The organism is Paenibacillus sp. SRL342 (assembly GCF_984798905.1).
In genome coordinates this window covers 2,637,828-2,657,442 of sequence record NZ_OZ481790.1, presented here as the reverse complement: position 1 = coordinate 2,657,442, position 19,615 = coordinate 2,637,828, and the positions used below count along the sequence as shown (strand labels likewise).

The following is a 19,615-nucleotide window of genomic DNA, read 5'->3' as shown; positions in this document are numbered from 1 at the left end:
TGTTGTGAATTTTTCAGGTAATGAAATTTTAATTTTTATTCAAAAGAATTAATTTCATAATACCTTTAGCTGCTTCAATCAAGGCTGGATATAGATCGAAACCGTTCAATTTGTCTATATCCAGTTACAGAAATTCATTTTAGTGAGTTATGAAATTAGTTCAAAAATTGTTTATTTCAGGGCTCAGGGAGTCGTGAGATCGAATTTTAATGACAAGAAAGTCTGTGCAAAAGCTGTAAAAGCTGTACTACCTGTGCTTCTGTATCTTGTGATCGTATACTCTCGTACACCTGAACAATCCTGTACAGGTGTGATTTTGTTGTGAATTTTTCATATGTTGATATATTCATCTATTGCGGGCAGGCTTGGGTACAGACCCCACAATCCATTTGCCCCAGCTTACACGCGAGATAAGCCATGTCAGTACACAGGATAATGTAAGAGCCAACAACCAGGTGATGATCATTCGGACGACAGGGTTCCAGCCCATAGCAACGTAAAACAACTCATCTGGAATGTAGCTATACCGCAGCATCAACATATGCATCAGATAACCGCCATACGATACACCACCAATCCATCCCAGCAATCGTGTAGCCCTGAGGTTATGCAGTTTCCCGGCCAGCTGGTACATGACCATAATGGAAGCGATCAGAAAGAGTGCCATATCAGGGCGGATCAAGCTGACTGTGTAAAATGTAATTTTGATTCCTTCCGGCTTCTGAAACTCCAGCATTAATAAATAAGTAAACCGCAGACCCAGAACAATAAACACTGTCCAGTATATCCAGCGCAATCGATGAATCCATTCATTCCAGTGCTGGACGGATAACCCCGCGGCTGCACCTAGCACAAAATAAATAAAAAAATAGAGGAAATTGCGGTCTGCATACGTTGTAAAAGCATCTGTCAGCACCGGTATATTTAGTCGTTCCATGAATTTGGCGATGTTTCTTAATTGATCCGCAAGTACCAGATACACCACACCAGAAATCAATAATGCGATCAAGCGTCCCTTGGCCTCATATCGGTTATATACATAACGAATGGCCCGCAAGAAGAGCGGAAATAACAGATAAAACTGGATCAGCATAATGATGTACCAAAAGTGTGATGTCGTTTTGCCCGTAAGCAACTTCAAGCTTAGATCTGGGATGTCATTCAATCCAAATCCGGTCCAACCACGCGGTGCTAGTGTAAAATAAATGAGTGACCAGATCAGATAAGGCACGATCACGTCGTTTACTCTTTTTCTCATGAACTGGCCATAATTCAGCTTGTCTCCCGTGTTATAAAAAAGCACCATCCCTGTTATGAATATGAATAAAGGAACTGCAAATTTGGAGAGCATCAGCAGTATGGCCAGTAACACCCCATCCTCCAGTCTCGTTTCCGGGACCAGAGAGTAATGTGCGATGGAATGCTGGAGAACCACTGCTCCAAAGGCAATTCCCCTTAAGCTCTCTATTTCTGTAATTCGTTCTTTGCGAGGCATACATTCAGCCATCCTTTCTTGGTTTTGCGATACAAACAAAGTACAATGAAGCCGTATATTTAATGAACGGAGTTGATTCACATTTCTTTAACAGACAAAGATGTAACCACTACCGATTCCAAGTATGTCCAGCAACATCTGGCTAACGAGCGAACTTTTCTGGCCTGGGTACGCACAGGTATTGCCATGGCGGGCATTGGCTTTCTTGCTGCCGGATTTGGTTTCAATTCATCGGCGTATGATCGGCTTGCACATATTGCGGCGATTATTACCGGTATCACTTCTCTGATTGGCGGCATATCCATCATTGTATATTCGGCAGCAGCCTATCATCGGAAGCGTACACAAATCAATGAACAGACGTTTCAGGCATCGACCGGATTAATCCGGTTCCTTACCATGATGCTACTGGTGATTGGACTCGCTTTGGCTGTACTGTTATATGTATTGTTATTCCCTGCTTGACTGGGTAAAAACACCATCCGACATTATTGACACCCACCCATATGCAACACAGGGACAAAAGCCGGCTTCCCTTAAGGAAACCGGCTAATGACCATCTGGTGGATCATATATGTCACTCCATTTTACAGATATTAAGTCATTGGGTTTTATTTCATATCAACCGAATTCGCGGCAAAATTACAGGAATGTATTGTTACCCAATCGCGTTGCCTTGGTTTGGGCTTCCAATCTGCGTTCTTCCATATCCAGATCCGGACGTTCGGCTGGCACATCTCCGCGATGAGCTGCTTCGGCTCTGTCCCGGTTAAGCTGGCTGTTGCCACTGAACACATCGTACACATCGGAGTCCCGATCCGTAGAATCTACGAGCAGCAGGATTTTACCATTCTGTACATACTCCTCATACTGTTTAGCGTCCTCTTCCGGAATACCAAGACCTACCAGTCCACCCACCAGTCCGCCAGCTCCCGCACCTACGGCTGCACCGGTAAATGCTGCTGCAATAGGGCCTGCGGCCAGAATGGGACCTATGCCAGGTATGGCTAGTGCACCGATACCTGCGAGCAGACCGGCTACGCCACCAAGGACACCACCTGTTGCTGCACCAGCAGCCACACCTTCAGGGGCTTTGGTACCTGTCTCTTCCCGAATAGCCTTCAGTTCATCCCGATCCTGTGTAACAACGGAGATTTCGTCTGAAGTGAATCCTTGTGCTTTCAGACCCTCGATAGCCTGCGATGCTTCACGTTCTGTATTAAACACACCTACGATTTTCTTCTGCATAGTGAATTCCTCCTCATATTATTGAGTGGTTCGCTATGTTATTACCCGCCTAAGTTTCTTTTAAACGCTCGCAAGTCAATATACTATGTGTTGATAGCAAATAATTGCTGAGGTTCATTCCTTTTATTCCTCATCATGGTGTGCCTTCAAACTCAGGCATATGATACGTTGTCAGGCATGCTCTACGTTGAAGGACGTGGGCGTCCAAATCATCTTGAAGTCCAGACTGGCTGATCCTGGTGAATTGTCCAGACGATATTCTAAGGAACCGGGGACGGCTTATTAGCCTTTGGGTCTTCATTTTAGTTTATATGGAATCGTTGATGTCTTAAAGAATGAAGTAATTCATCTACTTGCCCCGTGGTTTGGCTCGATTCGTGGCGACCGCTTCAAGTGGATTATCCGGCCAGTAGTGCTTCGGATAACGACCTTTCAGGTCTTTTTTGACGTCAAAGTACGTCTCTCGCCAGAAATTCGCCAAGTCTCGTGTGACCTGTACAGGTCGCTGAGCCGGTGATAATAGGTGGATGGTCAACGGGACTCGCCCACCCGCTATACGCGGTGTCTCCTGTTGTCCAAACATCTCCTGTAATCTTACCGCCAGCGCCGGGTCCTCTGGACGACTGTAGTCCACGGGAATACGAGAACCACTGGGCACCTGTATATGCGTCGGCGCTTCATCGTCCAGTTGTTGTCGTTGCGTCCAGCTCAATCCACCCAGTAATACATCCTGCATCGACAATCTCTTCAGGTCGGCTGCCGATCGCATGCCTATCAGATAAGGGGTAAGATGTTCTGCCAACTCTTCTGTTAGATTATCTTCGATCAGGTCGGGCCACTCAGGTAGATGGAGATGCAGGAACCGCAGCCTGTCCGCAAGTTGTCTGGATGTTTTTGTCCAGGGCAAACAATCAAGCCCTTCCATCCGTATTCCGGTTAACAGTGCTTCCAGCACCTGATCTTCAGGTGGCTGTGCAATACTGCTCTCTTTAATCACAAGGGCTCCAATACGAAGTCTCTTATGTGCGCGAACGCTGCGGGTATTGGAATCCCAGGCCACTTGTACTTCATTGTGCAGCAAGTGCTGCCCTGCCTGCACCAATGTCTGCTCCTGCAGCGGCGCAGCCAGCAGGATGCGAGCATCTGCGCCCTGGTCGTCTGCCTCGGCTGCGACCAGATACGCTGAACGGCTCAGCGATTCTGTCGCTGCGAGCCGTACGCCGCGGCCGCTGCTCAGCAGATAGCGGCCGTCCTCCCGGCGTTGCCCGATCCGGTCCGGATAGGCGAAGGACAGCAGCAATCCGCAGCTGTCCTCATCCGGCCGCACCGGATCGGCCGCCGGGCCGAGCGCCGAGCGCAGCTGGCGGCTCTCCTGGAGCATGCGCCGCACGGCCGCGCCGTCTGCGACAGCCGCGGCCGCTTGAGACATGCCGCTGCTGTCCGCGGTCAGCAGCGCCTCTACGCGCGGGCGGAGGTCCGTGCCCGCGCCTGCACTGCCACTGCTGCGAAGGCCCGCAGGCTCCTGCAGCAGTGCCGCCAGCATGCTGGCGTAGCTGGCCAGCCCAAGCTCCGCTGCGCGGAGCAACATGCTGGCCAGTCGCGGATGCACGCCAAGCGTGTTCATCCGCCGCCCGAAGGGCGTGATGCGGCCTGCGTCGTCCAGGCCGCCCAGCTGGCGCAGCAGCGCCTGTGCCTGGCCGTAGGCGCCGTCAGGCGGGGTGTCCAGCCATTGCAGCTCTGCTGGGGACTGGACACCCCAGACGGCAAGCTCCAGCGCCAGCGGCGCAAGATCCGCGGAGGTGATCTCCGGGCGTGCTGCCTCAGGCAGTCCCCCGTGAACCTCTTCGCTCCATAGCCGATAACACACCCCCGGGGCAATTCGCCCTGCACGCCCCCGCCGTTGATCGGCTGACGCCTTGGACACCGGCAGGGTGACGAGTCGGCTCATGCCGGTGCGCGGCGAGAATGCCGATGCACGACTCAGCCCTGCGTCCACCACAATCTTAACTCCAGCGAGTGTGAGGCTGGATTCCGCAATGGAGGTGGACAACACCACTTTGCGCGCGCCCTCAGGGGCCGGCCGTATGGCCTCATCCTGTTGTTCCACCGGCATACTGCCATACAGGGAATGAACATTCACATGTCCAGGAAGAGATCCATTTGATAACTCCCGTTCTGTACGGTGTATCTCTCTTGCGCCAGGAAGGAAAACAAGCACGTCCCCCTCCTGTTCGGCTAATGCCCTGTTCACCGTCTGAGCCGTGAATTGTTCCAGTGGCATGGCTGTTGGTTTCGGTACATATCGTGTTTCCACCGGAAACGTACGGCCCGGACAATGAATTGATCTTGTGCCTTCACCAAGCAATGCACAGACCGGAACAGGATCAAGGGTTGCCGACATGATCAACAGTTTCAGATCCGGACGTAACATCGCTCGCGATTCCAAGGCCAGAGCCAGACCCAAATCCCCATGTAAATGCCGCTCATGGAATTCATCAAATATAATCATCGCCGTATCCTCAAGACCCTGGTCCTGCTGCAACATCCGGGTCAATACCCCTTCCGTCACAACTTCAATCCGTGTCACCTGACTCACCCGGGTATCCATGCGTACACGATATCCTACCGTCTGCCCCGCCTTTTCCCCTAGCGTAGCCGCCAGTCTCGATGCAGCCGAACGCGCAGCCAACCTTCGGGGTTCCAGCATAATGATTTTCCGTCCCGCGACCCACGGCTCCTCCAGCAAAGCCAGCGGTACAACCGTCGTTTTTCCCGCTCCTGGCTCTGCAATTAACACACCTGTATCTTGATTCCGAAATAACTGTCTTAATTCAGGAATAACCTCTTGTATCGGTAACTCTATATGCATATAATCGCTCCTAATGAATGTACCCTACTGCTCTTCAGTATCTCTATTCGAATGTTAGCATTATAACAAAAAAAGCCGTTCCAGAGGAACGACTATCGCAGACATATCCTAAGACACGACTTAAGTAAAATGGAATTTATCCAGAATGCTCACTTAGCTGAGCAATGATTCGGCACCATCAATGACGATCTCTGCTCCGGTAATATGTCTGGATTCAGACGAAGCGAGGAAGCTTACCAGATCCGCAACATGTTCCGGCTGACCAGGTCCATCTGCAAGTGGCTGCTGGCCTTCCGGGAACTCCATTGGAATAATGATCTGTTGCAGATCATCCGTTTTGACCGTACTTTGATCGATATTGGTCGCAATTGCTCCCGGACAGATCACGTTAACACGTATCTTGAACTTCGCGAGCTCAAGCGCCGCCATCTTCGCAAAAGCAACCTGCCCTGCCTTGGATGTGCTGTACGCCGACATACCAAAGCTTGAGAAGCGTTGATTGCCGTTAATCGAACTTGTAATGATAATGCTGCCGCCACCCCGTTTTTTCAAGTGAGGCAATGCATATTTAACGGTGAAAAATGTGCCATCCAGGTTGGTTGTAATAATCTGCTGCCAATCTTCAACCTGAATCTCTTCAATGGGTGCCGATACCCCATTAATGCCCGCATTGGCAAAAACAATATCCAAACCGCCGAATAACTCAACGGTTTCCAGTACAGCCTTTTCCACACGTGCCGGGTCGGCAATGTCTACATCAAATGCTCTTGCCGCACCAGGGTGCAGCGCATTAATCTCTGCTTCCGTTTCCGAGATCCGATCATTCACCAGATCAAACAATGCAACATGTGCACCCTCTTTAGCCAGCTTGACTGCAGTGGCCTTCCCAATCCCGGAGCCTGCTCCGGTAATAATTGCAACCTTCCCTTGAAACCGTGACTTGCCGTTATGTTGTGTCATTATCCATTCCACTCCTTTGATTTAGCAATTATGTAAGAATGTACGTTCAAGCTCAAAATCAATTCTTCACAAGATTACCCAAAAAGAGTGTCTTTTAAATCAACACCAGCAAGTTTTTTCACCGTTGATCTACACCAACGTCACAGCAACTTCAGGATCAGTCCACAACTTTATAACCGGCACTCACCATTCCAGCTCAATGAAAGCGGCATCATCTTCAAGTCCGCCCGTATGTGTAGCATCCAGCAGTACCTGAATGTGTTCATCCGGGACATAGGCTTGAATGGCATCCAGGTCGTTCAGTCCATCCGTATATAACTGGAGCCGCAGCGAATCGCCTGCTGAACCTTTTGTCTCATAGATGTGCGGCTTGCCACCCACGGGACCATCAAGTGTAGACCAACGCTCATTCGTTTTGCAATGTGCCTGGAACATGTCAGACTGTTCCTGATTATTGCGCCAAAGGCGAATACGTGAATCTCCTTGCCACGCTAACCACACACGGCTTTTGCGTCCTCCTCCCGTGAGCTCAATCCGCCCACAGACATACATGGCCTGGCTCCCACGGCTTCGTTTTTCCATTAATACTTCACGCAGTAACAGAGGGGAACTTTCCAGTGGTTGTAATTTCTCCAGTTGCTCGGATGCAGGAAGGGTCAGATCATGAAGAAGACGTTCCACGGCCTCAACCGTCGGATGCTGCGTCGTTTCCAGCCAATCCAGCAAAGCATTTCCCAGAAACCGTGCTGCAAAGTCGCCCAGATAACTCATGCCTACTCCATCACATAATACAAAATTGCAGACATTCCCATTCATGCGGACCGCAGCAAAATCCTGTCCGGAATCACCCTGATTAACCGTCTCTGCGGCTCTGCCGTAACCATATCTGCACTTGAATGCACCTTGATAACGAGTTAATGGCTGTTCTCCGGTCTGCACACTCACATACCGAAAGTTGCCATGCCGTTGCTCGACATGGCCCCCCTTATCACCAGCAGACAATGTTGCCAATCGTATCGCTCTCATGATTCCCCTCCTATCTAACAGGCGTAGCAGCGGACATCTGGAACCCGATCGATACCAATTCTGCACAGGTACCTGGCAGCATCATGAGTGCACCGGGAGCAAGCAAATAATCAGCTTCAACAAGCATTTCCCGATAACTTTCGGGCAGGACGGATGACATATTCCGCAGCTTCTCTCCATGCTCATCCTGTAGATTCGTTTCCGAAGAGATTCCCTTCCATCTTCGAGGTTCAGCAATTGGCCCATCCAGCAGATGATCCGATATAAAAATATTCTCGACCAACACATTGCCGTCCGGCACACTCATGCCCATGATTCTCTTGGCAATCGGTTCGGGATCTTCACCTGTAGCCACCCCATCGGTCATGTGGCATACAAGTGGCGCAGGACAGTCCTGCATATTCGGAATCTCGGCCTGTAGAATCTTTTCCGCCTGCAGGAAAGCCTTCGCAGAATCTGAAAACCGTCTCGGTGTCAGGTCAGGCAAAGAACCAACTGCAGCAATTTCGTCAATCCCTTTGATTCCGTTCAACAAGTCATATACATCATCACTGTAAGCCAATATGGCTATACGATAGCGCGGTGTCAGACGATTTCCCTTAGTAGACCGAAATACCATTTGCCGGATCGCGAGAGATAAGGCATCATAGACGACGTCAATCCGTCGACGATTTTCCAGAACCATGTTCATGGAGGCGCTAATATCAATTAAATATATAATAAGTGCAGGTGTACGCTGTGATGCTTGAATCGTGTAGTTCATCTAGGATGAGTCACCTCCATCATTCACGTGTTATTTTATAAGAAGTTGTTCAAAAAGTCCTCTTTTGATTACGATGGATGCCTGTAGGCATCATCAGCATCGAATATGAAATTCAGCGAATAAGCTTATGCTTACGAAGTATGTTTCTTTCGGAAACATTTTAGTTGCTCACGTAGTTCTTCCTACGCTCCGCTACTCCATTTCTAGCTTCATCCCATCTTCTCGGTACTGAAAACCGCCCTTTTTGAACACGTATTATAAGTTAGGCAACGTGTAGCTGTTGTTGCTCAGGAATTTGTTAATGGCACTCATTCGAGCAGCCACTTTGCCGACACCTTTGAAATAGGAAGCATCGGTATTGTAGAGATTTTTGAAATCACGGGCATATGCTTCCGCATTTTCAATTTTTCTGCCTTTTTGCGCGTTATACGTCTTATTGTAATGAGCAATCAGCGTGACCACATTCTGGGCACGTTTTTTCTTCAGAGCTGCTTTTTGAGCAATTTCCTGTTGACGTTTAACTTCAGCTGCCGCTTTACGCTCCGCTTCCTGTTTTGCAAGCTTCGCATCATTCTCTTTTTTCCAGACCAGATAAGCTTCGTATTTCGCCTGTTTATCGTACTTCTCCTGCTGCGCTCTCTTAGCGGCTTCTTTCTTCTGCTGTTCCTGCTTCACCAGAAAGGCCTCATATTTCGCCTGTTTGTCGTACTTGGCCTGTAACGCCTTACGTTCTTCTTCCTTTTTCTTTGCTTCAGCTTCCTTCTGCTTGGCTTCAGCGAGCTTTTTCTTTTCCTCTGCGTCCAGTTTTGCAGCATCTGCGGCCTTTTGCTTCTCTTGTTCTTCCTGTTGTTTGAGCGCAGCTGCCTTTGCTGCTTCAGCCTCTTCCGCAGCTTTGATATCTGCCAGTCGTGTGGCTTCCTGCTGTTCTTTCTGCTTCACCTCTGCCTGATCGGCGAGTATTTTGACCGTTGGCACGCCACCTGCCAGCAATACAATAAGCACAGCAGAGGATATCATGAACTTTTTGGATCTGTAGAATGGCACAGGTACAGGTTTGTCTGTGTCTTCTTTTGGATTAAGCTTGGCATCCAGTTCCTTGATTGCAGCCTCCACTTCCATCTGCATCGCGCTGTTATGAGGAATAAAATGATAAAGCGAGCGGTACACTTCCAGTGCTGCAGCCGGTTTATCTTCATCCTCCAGGGCTCTTGCTTGCAGGAACAGACGGTTCACAACCGCTTCCTGATCGGGAGAGTGCGGCGTTTGAGGACGGTTCCCGTCTTGCGTATTCACCGGTTCAATTACTGGTTCTGAGCTCTTTTTCAGATTCACATCAGCTTCGGACGGATTGGCAGCTTCTTCTTCCGATGTCGCAGCAGCAGCCGCATTGGCCTGATTCACGTCTACCGCAGCCAATGCAACATACCACTCACCAAACGTCGGGCAGCTGCTCAGATCGTGACTTTCCCAAGCTCGAATGAACAGATCGGACAGTTTGGAACCCCAACGCTTCTCAAGGGACTCCCGCATCGCATAATAGCGTTCACTCACCGTTTGCATTTCATGCTGGTCAAAATAACTTTCGCCCCACGCTTTCTCTACAATCACAGGGTCCGACCAGCTTAACATTTCAGCAATGATAACAGCTCCGGCAAATCGGTCAGCATATGAACTCCACAAACCGCTGTGCACTGTTCGATGGGCTGCATAACCGGGTGACCCGGCAAGCAGGGCATCCGGACGATCCATCTTGGAACCGTACATCTGCTCGACATCCACAAGTTCTACCGCAGACGCCTTCCCCAGGTTCTCCACTTCGGAAAAAAACGGAATCATTACATTGGGAGCGGACATATCACAATGAGCCAGTCCACGTTGTTCCATAGCCGAACCCGTTCCAGCAAGCGCTCTAGCCAGCTTCAGGCTCTCCTCAGCCGTCAACTGTCTCTGATCACTGATCACATCGAACCAGGTCTGACCTTGCACCCATGGCATCAACACCGCATATAACAGATCGGGATGTTTTCCAATGAGCGCTCCGTTTCTTTCCGGAGTGAGCACATCACGCTTGCATACCTGCAAACCTGGCAGTTCACTATAAGACTCCATATGTTCAGACTGATATACCATAGCCGGAATACGGAATTTAGGAAAAAAGACTTTTAGTGCTTTGGACCCATGAATGGAACCATTACGGGGTATCAACTGATAAACAATCCCCTGCCTTCCGGCTTGGGCATAAGCCAGACCCGGCGCAGCCGGATGTTGCCCAATCGTATAGGCAATGTCGTTAATCACCACTTCATCCCCGGGATTTGGTTGAAAAGACATGCTTATCCCTCTCTCTGTCCTAGTGTCATAGTTGCAACAAAAACCGGGTGTTGTGAAAACGCCCGGTTTTTGCTGTAGTTGTACATCTTCAGCTTGCTATCCACCTATAATTCAGGACGAATTCAGACTTCACATCGGCCTGATCTATGTAAAGCAGATTAACGAGCTTGGTCAGCTGTACGGAATTTGTTAGCAATAGCTGTAAGTTCAGCGCTGATACTGTTCAGCGTTTGAACGAATGATTGCATTTGTTTGCTAGCTTCCTGGAACTCCTGGAAGAAGCGTTGCTTTGTCATACCTTCCCATTGTCCTTCCATGCTTGTGATGGATTGAGTCAATGTAGATACGATTTGCTGACTTTGCTCACCGCTTTGTTTAAATTGGTTGGAAACCTGATCAAGCTGCTCTGGGGTAACTAAAATACGTCCTGCCATTTGTAAATTCCTCCTTGGTTTGTGCAATTAAATTTTTAGCTTGTTCAAATTGTACTATACCAGGATCGATCGGACAAAAGCCGAAGGACCTAATCCTATTTACCCCATTTTCAGCATTTGAAACTTCTCCTAACAGCCTATTTACAAAAAAAAAATTCACTTTCTGCTGTTACTTTCATTTACTTTGCTCAGGAAACCACAGGCTCGGTCCCTCTTCTCCCCCGAAAGGAAGGATCTGTGAATCTCCATGCTACAGGCTCAGGCTGCATAGCCTGCACCAGTGTAGCCGGGGAGCCATCAGGCGGAGCGGCATCCTGTACACGATATACGGCCGCCATTGCGGAAAGGGGATCGGATACTACAGCTACAGTTGCAGAATGTGCAGGCATGATTTCTCCTGTACGATTGTTCTGAAGAACATTCAGCATATTGACCGCATTACCATAGGCTGTGTTCACATGACTCAGCACGGAACGATACTCCATGTCTGCCTGCTGGAATAACAACGCTTTGCGTCCCAGCTGTACGCTTAAGTCCATTAATCGACGCAGCGCATCCTCGCCCAGTCGTTTACTGTGATTCCATTCATTCATCACCGCTGCGCGGGATTCAACCTCCCACTCCAGCGAATGAATCGCCTGATCCAACACTGTCATCTTTTGCTGTATTTGCTCCGCTGCATACTGAATCTGCTTGCTCAGTGCCCGAAGCACATCCGGTTCCACACGAATGCGCATTTACCATCACCTTTCCTCTTCCCCTGCAGGCTGTTTAAGCCAGTCCAGCAGCATCTCGTGAAACTGTTCTCTAGTCGTCAGTGCTGCAACAAGCCAATCATCTGAAGCCGCAGTGCTCATCCGGAACAACCAGTTGGAGACCGCACTTGCAGCAAATGCTGCCGACTGTGATTTCCACCCATCTTCATTCCATACAAGCAACCTAAGCTCCCCGTCTGACTCCTTACCCACCAGACAGCGTGCCAGTGCAAGTGAGCCCTCAGGATCACTTGTCTCCTGCTCGAGCTCCTTTGCTACGGTCTGTATCCCGCTGTTTTCGAGCTCATTCATGACATCATAAAATTTTTTCTTGGAGCACATTAGGGCCGGTTTCTCCGCAGGAGAATGGCCGCTCCATTTCATCCGCTCTATCAGAACATCAATGGCTTCACGAACACTTCCCAGATCGCTGAGCCGGAACGAGTCCGGTACGTCGTCAACACGGGAAACTTCAACGACCCGCTCATCCGTGCAATGGATATAACTCTCATACGACTTTCCGTTGATCGTGTAGCGAATCCAACAAGCTCTGTCGGACAATCCGGCAATGGCTACCCTGGAGAAAACGGTCGGTGTCATGATCAGCTCATCGGTATCCTGATCCCGAATCAGATATCCTTTGTCCAGCAGGGAGGTTTTGACACGCTCCCACTCCATCGCGATATCCTCCGCCATATAGCCGCGAAACGGATCTTCCACACCAAGCAGTCGGTCTGAACCGAGAATACCAGCCAGGAAAAAAAGTTCCTTTGTTTGCAACGTGACTACCTTTTGCTTAGAATCATGAACCGTCAACATTATGAGCCACCTCCCCTCAAACTACAACATGCCATCGGTCACGAATTTCAGAAATCCAATCGGTCATTTTCCAGCTGTCATCACATGGAACTGCACCTTTAACCCTGGAATATTTACGTTTTACATAATAACCTTGACCCGGAGGCAGTACCTTCAGCCCACCTGTACTACCTCCAGATTCGGAATAAGGTATACGGAAGAACGAGAGATCGTTAGGGTCTAAAGTCCCGAACAGCATTCCGCTCTGGGAAGCCTTCACATCCGTTACCCAGTCAGAACCAAAGGTTGGGAAGTCTGCCGGAACCCCGGACAGAATCACGTGTACACCGCGATCCCTTCCTTGACGAACAATCGCTCCCAATTGATCTTTTACATTAAAATCGTTTAGCTGCTTGGACAAGGTGTCCGCATCGTCGATAACGAGCACAAGTTCCGGTCCACCGGAAATCTCGCCTCTTTTCAGAACTTCATCGTACAACTGTTGAATCACAGGTGCAAGCTGTTCTTCTCGCGATACATGTCCACGGACATGGGGCAAACTGCTGATTTCCCCCAGCCCACCTGAGCCATAACGCATATCTACTGTGTATATTTGCACATCTTCCGGAGAAGCATGATAAGCCAGTGATAACATCCATGTCAATAAAAATGTCGTTTTGCCGCCTTCCATCGGACTCGTTACCATGAAATGCGGACCTTCACGCAGATTAAGCTCGAATGGTTCCAGATCATCCGTAAGCAGTCCCACAGGAACAGTTACAGACGATGTATCCCAAGCCTGACCATAAGATCCTGTCTGAATGAGCAGATCTTTCAGTTTGATCTCTTCCGGAAGTGGAGCAATCTGCGGCGCTTCTTCGCCTGTCCAGCCTTGGCGAATCTCAGCAATCGTACGGCGCAGTGCAGATGAACGCTTGCCCTCATCTGCCCCGGAAGAAGGTAATGCCGCCTGGAACATTAACGGAGGCACTTGCCCTTTGACCAGACCTCTTCCTGGCGGAAGTTGACTTGGCGCCTTGGAAGGTCTTCCCACGGCATAATAATAATCGCTTGGATCGGATAACTCAAATGAAACCGCCTTGGGAATATTGCTTCTGAATTTTTCAAATACATCTGTTACCCGATTCGCAGTAAGCACAAAGGTGATACCCAGACTTCCGCCTTCACGCAGGATCGTCTCCAGAAGTTCATTTTCTTCCGGATAGGCATTGCGGAATGAAAGATAACCATCAATAACGACCACAACCTGCGGGACTGCGGCGTGAGCTGAACGGCGGTACGCCGAAATCGTTTTAACACCCGCCTCCGAGATGATATCTTTACGTTGTGCTGACAGCTTGAGAATATAGCGGAATAATCGCTTGATCCGGTCTTCCTCTTCAGCCATCATCACGCCACCGATCTGAGGTAGTGCTGCAAAATCCTTCATCATACGGCCCATGTCGATAATGTAACCATGCCAAGGCTCCGTTCTATGGGAACGTGCCAGGGACATAAGCAAGGTCTGAACAAATGTTGTTTTGCCCAGTCCTGGCATGCCGTACACGACCAGATGTCCTTGATCCACAGGCAATGCGAGCGGCTGCTGGCGTTGATTCGGGAGATCATCCAGCAAACCCACCAGTGGTTTCAAACCACTCGCTCCGCCATCAAGCAGCAAATCCCGATTCTCTTCTTCCTGCCAGTCCTGAAGACCTTCCCATTCCAGTGTCTCTGGTAAAGGTGGCAACCATGGTCCTGGCAAACGACGGATACCCGCATCCGCTGCAGACTGTGCAACATAATCAATAAATACCTGAAGCTGTTTCGGAACATCTTCCCCTTTGAGAACGGCTCTGCGCTCACCAGTTAACAGAGGCTCCCGCTTACCGTTCAGGCGCACTTCCATAACAGGCAATACCGTCGTTGAATCCTCCTGCTGGTTATATGGTGCACCACTCCAGGCAAATTGCATTTCTTCAAACACTTCATCACTACCAACCTGGAAATATCCACGACCAGGCTTTGTAATCCAGGCAGCATTTGGAATCTTGATCATGTCCCTGCTATCTCCCTCACTCTGTACGCGAAGGCAGATCCGGAAGCGCGAATTACTCCATATTTTATCGTCCACAACACCAGCAGGCTTTTGGGTTGCCAGAATTAGATGAACCCCTAGTGTCCGGCCAATGGCCGCGATACTGATCAATTCATCCATGAACTCCGGCTGATCCCGTTTCAATTGAGCAAACTCGTCAATGATAATAACCAGATGTGGCAGTGGCTGTTCATGTCTGGAACGCAGAATTTTATAATATTCATCAATATGCTGGAGATTTCCCGCATCATTTAATATCTTTTGCCTTCTGACCAGTTCGGCACGAAGTGAGATATTCGCCCGCTCGATCAGATTCCCATCCAGATTGGTGATCGTCCCTACCACATGAGGCAGATCGACAAATGTGTTGGACATACCGCCACCTTTATAGTCAATCAACATAAACGCCAGATCATGTGGATGGAATTCAGCAGCCAGTGAAGCTACGATGGACTGGATGACTTCACTTTTACCTGAACCAGTTGTACCTGCAATCAGACCATGGGGACCATGACCCTGACGTTCGATTTTATCATGCAGGTTAAGAGCAATTTTTTTGCCACCAGCTCTTACGCCCATAGGAACGGGAAGTGTGTCAGGATATCTTGTCTGTCCCCACCTGGACACCACATCCAGTTCCTCCACACGTGATGTGCTCAGCATATCGAATAACGGGAGCAGTTGCGGGATATCCGACGCAGATGAACGCTTCAAACGAATCGGTGACATATATCGGGAAAGTGCCTCTGCCATCTCCTTCGAGATTACATCAGGCTTGTACGTTTGCTGAATAACATCCGCATCTTCCGTTTTTTTGATATACACCCCTTTGCCTTTGGAGGCATCCATAATCAACTGACAATGCATCGGTAGAGACTCCTTGCGATTAGCCAGTATGATGGTGCATACATCAATGTCTTGAGCCGACTCCAGCAGCAGCGGAAGTAACGGTTCTTCTTCAATCAATTGTGTATCGGAGAGAATCACAACGTAACATGGCGTTTGTATGCTTTTCTTGTAGCGGTCTTCCTTATTGTTACGGCGCCGGTTCAACACGGAAAACAAGCTGTCCGCTAATTGATGCGCACCGCTGTGCCTGTCGGCCATATAGCGTTGTCCTTGGTCTTCATCCCAGATATGGGGCATCCAGCGAAGCCAGTCCCATTCCTTGCTGTCCTTCTCTTCATAAAAAGCAGCAAGCTTCAGTTCATCCGGGGAATGGCGTACCGTCAGTTGTGAGATGATGACTCGCAGGGAAGCAAGCACTTCCTCCCGATCACCGACAAGTCCCATAACCTTCGATTGGAACAAAGGCAATGTAATGGAAGCATCCGGTACCGTCTGGAATTCAGCCGCAAGTTCATGGGCCGCTTCAATCAGCTCATCCTTCTCATAACCATCAATCCGCGGAACCTGAAGTTTGATGCGGAATGGAATCTCTCCCGTACCAATGCGCACCTGAAGGAAATCATCATCCTCTGGTGAACGCTCCCACAAGGAACTGTTCCGGTTCTTCACCACTTGAAGACACACACCCGGATCACCATGAATTTCGTACAGGCTCTTCACTTGCTCCGCCTGAGCTTCTTTCAGTTCTTCCCGGTGTTTGTCCAGTTGGGCAAGATACATTATTTTTCGTTCTTCCAATTTTTTGCGATATGATTTCTTGTTGCTCAGATACACGAAGAATGGAATGGTGTAAGAAGTAAGCATCATCATGACCGTCATCATCTGAAACATCATATAATTACTGTTATTCATTTTGCCGGTCATATTGATATATACGTAGAAACCAATGCTGACCATGGTCATCATGATCGGCACAATAATGGATATCATGGAAAACGTGGGTTTGCTCGGTTCTGTTGGAGGCCTGAGTATTTCGAGTCTCTCTTCCTTGAGAACCGGTGTCATTCTTGGAGAACGCTGATATAACACATTCACGAAGAGAAGACCTCCTTTAGTTAGTTCAATAATGAATGTATACGTTCAAAAGCCCTATTTGTTGCTGTCCTGCTGAAACAATGAACGTCTTCCATATACAGGCGCTTCTTCTGAAGTCGTTGAAAATGCCCGCTGGACACGTACGCAACTGCCTTGCCGCAACCCGGTTTCCATTAACTGCTGCGCGTTCTGTGGAGAGAACCACAGACCTTCCGGAAACTTGGCTTCAAGGATGTACTGAATGCCGTCGCCCGGTGCCTGTCCAAAAATGCGAACGCCGAGTAATGTCTTCAAATGTTCGATGGTACATTCGTCCGGAACATCGATGTCGAACCATTCTCCTTCCTCGCGGCCGGAATACACGGTTAGAATCATCCGAATCCCTCCCATGGTCTCATATGTAAATTGTCCTAATGTCAGATTAAATCAAAAAAAAGAGAATGAATCGTTATATCAACCCTATTTTCTTACATAAACACCCTGTTTGCAATGTACCACCTGTAATTTTGTTACATATGACCCACGTATATATTAAAATATCGTACGTTCGACTCAGAACTTTCGTGGCAGTTATGCAATTAAATATTGCGAGGATACGAAAATTATCGTTTTTTGTTCCATTTAAATGGTAATTAAGTTACGTATTTCAGGACTTTTATTCCTTCGCTCACAATTGAATTGTGAACACTTTTCAAACATTACCCACCTTTATGTTTTCATAAGCTGATTTTAAGGTAATTTTAAGCATTGGAATTTAATATTAGCTGTATGAAATAACAACCGTGAGGTGATTTCAAGTGAGAACCCTAATAACCTTTCAAAACAAATCAATCCCTGTATATTTTAATCAAGAAAACAAACAACCTATGCAGAAGACATTAAGATTGCTTAGCAGTGCTCTTGAGCATAAAATTAGCAACGGTAAACGCGCCATTCAAAAATGTCTGCATTCTTTAATTAGTATTGAGATTGTTAATGGAGAAGCCATTCTCCACAGTCGAAGTGAAAACGACTCCCTTGCTTTATCCTTATATTAAAAGGAGTCAAACAAGACACAGTCAGTACAAGACATGAAAAAGGAAGCTGTCGTTATTAAACTGTACCCTATGTAAAGGACATTTCTAAAAAAAACTATATGGCTTCAAGAAGATGATCTCTGTATTGTACAGGGGTCATCCTTTTTAGGTTCCACTGGTATCTATAGTGATTATAGTAGGTCATATAGGCTTTAACTTCACGTTTGACTTCGTCTAACGTGGCATAGCTCTTTAAGGAAGTTTCATCCTTAAAATGACCAAAAAACGACTCCTGCGGTGCGTTATCCCAACAATTTCCTCGTCTTGACATGGATTGTCCAAGCCCCATCCGTTTCACTTTCTTCTGAAAATCCGGATGAGTGTAATGCGTACCTTGATCGGAATGAATGAAGGCATTACGACTCTTCTTGAATTTGCGATTTTTCTGTAAGTGAAGCAACGTGTTTGTCGCCAGATCCATCGTCATTCGCTCCGACACATGATAAGCCAAAATTTCATTGGTGGAACTATCCTTAATGGTGGACAGATAGGCGCGTTTCCCTTGGCCGTAACTTAAGTATGTAATATCTGTTAGAAGTACTTTGCCCGGGATGCCTTGTTTGAAGTTGCGTTGTAACAGGTTAGGCATGGTTCGATGTTCATGGGTTGCCTTCATCATTCGTTTGTAGGGATTAGCTCGTCGATGAGGGCATACAATATCGTATTTTTTCATGATTCTTCGGATGCGCTTGAGATTCCAAATGATCTGAAATTGTCCTTGCAGCGTCATCTTAATGGAACGAGCGCCCTTGTTACGTTTCTTAAACTGGAAGGCTTGACGAATGTACACACCTATTTCCTCATCAACCTGTTCCTTCTTCGTGCGTCTGTGAATGGCTGAAGTGCTCCAGTATCGGTAATATCCGCTTTTGGAGACCCCAGCAGTCTCACACAGAACACTTACCATTCGCTGAAGATGGTATTTCTCAATCACGGTTCGGATTAACCTGTATCGAAGGCTAGGCGTTAGTTTTACTCGTGGTTCCACCCCCGTTCGGCCAGGCGAATCTTTTTTAAGAGTTCATTCTCTGCTTGGAGCAGGTGAATCTGCGCTTCGAGTTTCGCGTTCTTTTCTGCCAAGGTTAACTCTCGTTTTAGAGACTCTCCTGAATGTTTGCCTCGTGTATCTTGTAAGCCTATAGCCCCTTGCTCGTTGTAACTGGCTCTCCATCGGTCGGCTGCGGCTTTGACCCGAGTCATTCCAATGATCTGAACGTCAAATCCACAAGTCTCAAAGATCTCTCTAGGCAGCCTTTCTTGCTGATTTAATGTAATAAAGAGTTGTTTGAACTCGTCCGTATAAGTGATTCCCTTGGTCGAAACAGACTTCACATAGGGATTTGTAGCAAGTTGCTCTAGTTCGCTTGTTGTAAATGTTTTCTTACTCATTAATCGTTCTCCGTCCTTGTCTCGTACATGGTATATAACAAAAATACCCCATAGAGAGACTTTTTTAAAGTATCTACTCTATAGGGTACAGTTTATATAGACAAGCTTCCTTTTTTGAGTTGTATACACGTTAACAGCGGATCGCAATTATTATCAGCCATCACTCAGTGCAGTTTGCTCAGGACATAGGCGGCATCATGTTCTTCCGCAATCTCGGCTTTACGAATACGAATGACAAACAGCCGAACCAAATTGGCACGTGTATGTTCTTCCTGACAGGTATTCAGTTTCCTCAGAATAAAGCGGTCAATGGACATGAATTTAAAGCCCCTTTGCCATTGGATTTACGGATCGATTCCTCCGTGTATCCATAAATAACCAGATAGCGTCAGCCCCAAACAGCTTTTCCACTCTTATGTTAAGCCATAT

16 protein-coding genes are annotated in these 19,615 nt (G+C 48.0%); 2 read left to right on the top strand and 14 right to left on the bottom strand.

Annotation, left to right across the window (positions count from 1 at the left end; genetic code table 11):
- Positions 1-346 precede the first annotated feature (346 nt).
- Positions 347-1,495 carry an acyltransferase gene (locus AC4E8D_RS12245; protein ID WP_221825173.1) on the bottom strand — a complete coding sequence of 383 codons (1,149 nt, stop codon included), beginning with the start codon at positions 1,493-1,495 and terminating at the stop codon, positions 347-349.
- Positions 1,496-1,567: 72 nt separating this feature from the next.
- On the opposite strand from AC4E8D_RS12245, the gene AC4E8D_RS12240 reads away from it, so the two are divergent.
- Positions 1,568-1,960, top strand: a complete 393-nt coding sequence (locus AC4E8D_RS12240) for a YidH family protein (RefSeq protein WP_017689063.1) — start codon at positions 1,568-1,570, stop codon at positions 1,958-1,960.
- Between the two features lie 177 nt (positions 1,961-2,137).
- On the opposite strand, the gene AC4E8D_RS12235 is transcribed toward AC4E8D_RS12240, so the two are convergent.
- From AC4E8D_RS12235 to AC4E8D_RS12185, 11 genes are all read right to left on the bottom strand, one after another.
- Positions 2,138-2,743: a general stress protein gene (locus tag AC4E8D_RS12235; RefSeq protein WP_221825175.1), complete on the bottom strand. Its 606-nt coding sequence runs from the start codon at positions 2,741-2,743 to the stop codon at positions 2,138-2,140.
- A 349-nt stretch (positions 2,744-3,092) separates the two neighbouring features.
- Positions 3,093-5,612, bottom strand: a complete 2,520-nt coding sequence (hrpB, locus tag AC4E8D_RS12230) for an ATP-dependent helicase HrpB (RefSeq protein WP_221825178.1) — start codon at positions 5,610-5,612, stop codon at positions 3,093-3,095.
- Positions 5,613-5,765: 153 nt separating this feature from the next.
- Entirely contained in the window at positions 5,766-6,572 is an 807-nt protein-coding gene (locus AC4E8D_RS12225; protein ID WP_221825180.1) for an SDR family oxidoreductase, read from the bottom strand.
- A gap of 183 nt (positions 6,573-6,755) precedes the next feature.
- A complete protein-coding gene (locus AC4E8D_RS12220; protein ID WP_221825183.1) occupies positions 6,756-7,598 on the bottom strand; it encodes a hypothetical protein in 843 nt (280 codons plus the stop codon).
- Between the two features lie 10 nt (positions 7,599-7,608).
- The gene (locus tag AC4E8D_RS12215) at positions 7,609-8,361 is read right to left on the bottom strand and encodes a vWA domain-containing protein (protein WP_124114120.1); all 753 of its coding nucleotides are present in this window, start codon (positions 8,359-8,361) and stop codon (positions 7,609-7,611) included.
- A gap of 255 nt (positions 8,362-8,616) precedes the next feature.
- Complete coding sequence (locus AC4E8D_RS12210) at positions 8,617-10,692, bottom strand: protein kinase family protein (protein WP_221825185.1); 2,076 nt, start codon at positions 10,690-10,692, stop codon at positions 8,617-8,619.
- Positions 10,693-10,850: 158 nt separating this feature from the next.
- The gene (locus AC4E8D_RS12205; protein ID WP_017689071.1) at positions 10,851-11,126 is read right to left on the bottom strand and encodes a WXG100 family type VII secretion target; all 276 of its coding nucleotides are present in this window, start codon (positions 11,124-11,126) and stop codon (positions 10,851-10,853) included.
- Positions 11,127-11,314: 188 nt separating this feature from the next.
- Positions 11,315-11,863: a WXG100 family type VII secretion target gene (locus AC4E8D_RS12200; protein WP_017689072.1), complete on the bottom strand. Its 549-nt coding sequence runs from the start codon at positions 11,861-11,863 to the stop codon at positions 11,315-11,317.
- A gap of 6 nt (positions 11,864-11,869) precedes the next feature.
- Positions 11,870-12,700 carry a hypothetical protein gene (locus tag AC4E8D_RS12195; RefSeq protein WP_221825187.1) on the bottom strand — a complete coding sequence of 277 codons (831 nt, stop codon included), beginning with the start codon at positions 12,698-12,700 and terminating at the stop codon, positions 11,870-11,872.
- A gap of 16 nt (positions 12,701-12,716) precedes the next feature.
- Positions 12,717-16,721: a type VII secretion protein EssC gene (gene essC, locus AC4E8D_RS12190; RefSeq protein WP_490206256.1), complete on the bottom strand. Its 4,005-nt coding sequence runs from the start codon at positions 16,719-16,721 to the stop codon at positions 12,717-12,719.
- A 54-nt stretch (positions 16,722-16,775) separates the two neighbouring features.
- On the bottom strand, positions 16,776-17,096 hold the full coding sequence (locus AC4E8D_RS12185) for a hypothetical protein (protein WP_221825192.1): 321 nt from the start codon (positions 17,094-17,096) through the stop codon (positions 16,776-16,778).
- 422 nt (positions 17,097-17,518) lie between these two features.
- On the opposite strand from AC4E8D_RS12185, the gene AC4E8D_RS12180 reads away from it, so the two are divergent.
- Positions 17,519-17,758, top strand: a complete 240-nt coding sequence (locus AC4E8D_RS12180) for a hypothetical protein (protein WP_074094612.1) — start codon at positions 17,519-17,521, stop codon at positions 17,756-17,758.
- Positions 17,759-17,852: 94 nt separating this feature from the next.
- Here AC4E8D_RS12180 and AC4E8D_RS12175 read toward each other — a convergent pair.
- A protein-coding gene (locus AC4E8D_RS12175) for an IS3 family transposase (protein ID WP_339183318.1) occupies positions 17,853-19,186 on the bottom strand; the annotation gives its coding sequence in 2 pieces (ribosomal slippage) (positions 17,853-18,784 and positions 18,784-19,186; 1,335 coding nt in all).
- A gap of 164 nt (positions 19,187-19,350) precedes the next feature.
- The gene (locus tag AC4E8D_RS12170) at positions 19,351-19,503 is read right to left on the bottom strand and encodes a hypothetical protein (protein WP_164783094.1); all 153 of its coding nucleotides are present in this window, start codon (positions 19,501-19,503) and stop codon (positions 19,351-19,353) included.
- Positions 19,504-19,615: the final 112 nt, after the last annotated feature.